Here is a 2,502-nt window from a genome sequence, read left to right as displayed (position 1 = left end):
TGATCCAGAGTACCACGGGACACGTGAAACCCTGTGGGAAGCAGGAGGGACCATCCTCCAAGCCTAAATACTACCTAGTGACCGATAGCGCATAGTACCGTGAGGGAAAGGTGAAAAGAACCCCGGGAGGGGAGTGAAATAGAACCTGAAACCCTGTACTTACAAGCTGTGGGAGCACATTACTTGTGTGACCGCGTACTTTTTGTAGAACGGGCCAACGAGTTACGTTAAGTAGCAAGGTTAAGCACTTAAGGTGTGGAGCCGTAGCGAAAGCGAGTCTTAAATGGGCAATTTAAGTTACTTGGCGTAGACCCGAAACCGGGCGACCTATCCATGAGCAGGTTGAAGCGAAAGTAAAATTTCGTGGAGGACCGAACCCACGAGCGTTGAAAAGCTCGGGGATGACTTGTGGATAGCGGTGAAATTCCAATCGAGCCCGGAGATAGCTGGTTCTCCCCGAAATAGCTTTAGGGCTAGCCTCAAGGTTGAGAGAAGCGGAGGTAGAGCACTGAATGTCCTAGGGGGTATTGCACTTACCGAAGACTATCAAACTCCGAATGCCGTATTCTTATACTTGGGAGTCAGACTGTGGGTGATAAGATTCATAGTCAAAAGGGCAACAGCCCAGATCGTCAGCTAAGGTCCCTAAATGTACGTTAAGTGGTAAAGGATGTGGGATTGCACAGACAACCAGGATGTTGGCTTAGAAGCAGCCACTCATTTAAAGAGTGCGTAATAGCTCACTGGTCGAGTGATCCTGCGCCGAAAATTTCCGGGGCTAAAACGTACTACCGAAGCTACGGCATCATTATGATGGGTAGGGGAGCTTCGTATGCAGGTTGAAGCATGACCGTAAGGACATGTGGACAGTATACGAGTGAGAATGTTGGCATGAGTAGCGAGATGTGGGTGAGAATCCCACAGGCCGTAAACCCAAGGTTTCCAGGGGAAGGTTCGTCCGCCCTGGGTTAGTCAGGACCTAAGCCGAGGCCGAAAGGCGTAGGTGATGGACAACAGGTTGATATTCCTGTACCACCAATAACCGTTTGAGAAATGGGATGACACAGAAGGATAAGCTAACCGTACTGTTGGTTATGTACGGGCAAGCATTGAGGCAGTTCCTACAGGCAAATCCGTAGGAATAATGCTGGGATGTGATGCGGAGCGAAATTTAGTAGCGAAGTAGCTGATTTCACACTGTCGAGAAAAGTCTCTATCGAGGTTAAAGGTGCCTGTACCGCAAACCGACACAGGTGGGTGAGGAGAGTATCCTAAGGCCAGCCAGAGAACTGTTGTTAAGGAACTCGGCAAAATGACCCCGTAACTTCGGGAGAAGGGGTGCCTGTCTTTGACAGGCCGCAGAGAATAGGCCCAAGCGACTGTTTACCAAAAACACAGGTTTCTGCTAAGTCGCAAGACGATGTATAGGAGCTGACGCCTGCCCGGTGCTGGAAGGTTAAGGGGATCTGTTAGATTAGTCGAAGCAGTGAACTTAAGCCCCAGTAAACGGCGGCCGTAACTATAACGGTCCTAAGGTAGCGAAATTCCTTGTCGGGTAAGTTCCGACCCGCACGAAAGGCGTAACGATTTGGGCACTGTCTCAACAACAGACTGGGTGAAATTGTAATACCGGTGAAGATGCCGGTTACCTGCGACAGGACGGAAAGACCCCATGGAGCTTTACTGTAGCTTGACATTGGGTCTTGGTACTACATGTACAGGATAGGTGGGAGACTATGAAGCCGGAACGCCAGTTTCGGTGGAGTCATCCTTGGGATACCACCCTTGTAGTACTGGGACTCTAACCATAGGCCATGAATCTGGTCTTGGGACACTGTCAGGTGGGCAGTTTGACTGGGGCGGTCGCCTCCTAAAAAGTAACGGAGGCGCTCAAAGGTTCTCTCAGCACGGTCGGAAATCGTGCGTAGAGTGTAAAGGCACAAGAGAGCTTGATTGCAAGACATACAGGTCGAGCAAGGACGAAAGTCGGACTTAGTGATCCGGTGGTACCGCATGGAAGGGCCATCGCTCAACGGATAAAAGCTACCCTGGGGATAACAGGCTTATCTCCCCCAAGAGTCCACATCGACGGGGAGGTTTGGCACCTCGATGTCGGCTCATCACATCCTGGGGCTGTAGTAGGTCCCAAGGGTTGGGCTGTTCGCCCATTAAAGTGGTACGCGAGCTGGGTTCAGAACGTCGTGAGACAGTTCGGTCCCTATCCGTCGCAGGCGTAGGAAATTTGAGGAGACCTGTCCTTAGTACGAGAGGACCGGGATGGACGCACCGCTGGTGTACCAGTTGTTCTGCCAAGGGCATAGCTGGGTAGCTAAGTGCGGAATGGATAAGCGCTGAAAGCATCTAAGCGCGAAGCCGACTTCAAGATAAGATTTCCCACCGTAAGGGTAAGACCCCAGGAAGACTACCTGGTTGATAGGTCGGAGGTGGAAGTGCAGTAATGTATGTAGCTTACCGATACTAATAGGTCGAGGACTTGACCAA

At 51.0% G+C, this 2,502-nt stretch carries 1 rRNA gene; it reads left to right on the top strand.

The window, feature by feature from the left end:
• A 23S ribosomal RNA gene (locus H8923_RS16865) occupies window positions 1-2,502 on the top strand; the annotation flags it as partial.

The sequence above is a fragment of the Romboutsia faecis genome (genome assembly GCF_014323405.1).
In the GTDB taxonomy this organism is placed as follows: Bacteria; Bacillota; Clostridia; order Peptostreptococcales; family Peptostreptococcaceae; genus Romboutsia_E; species Romboutsia_E faecis.
This window is presented reverse-complemented; position numbering and strand designations above follow the sequence as displayed.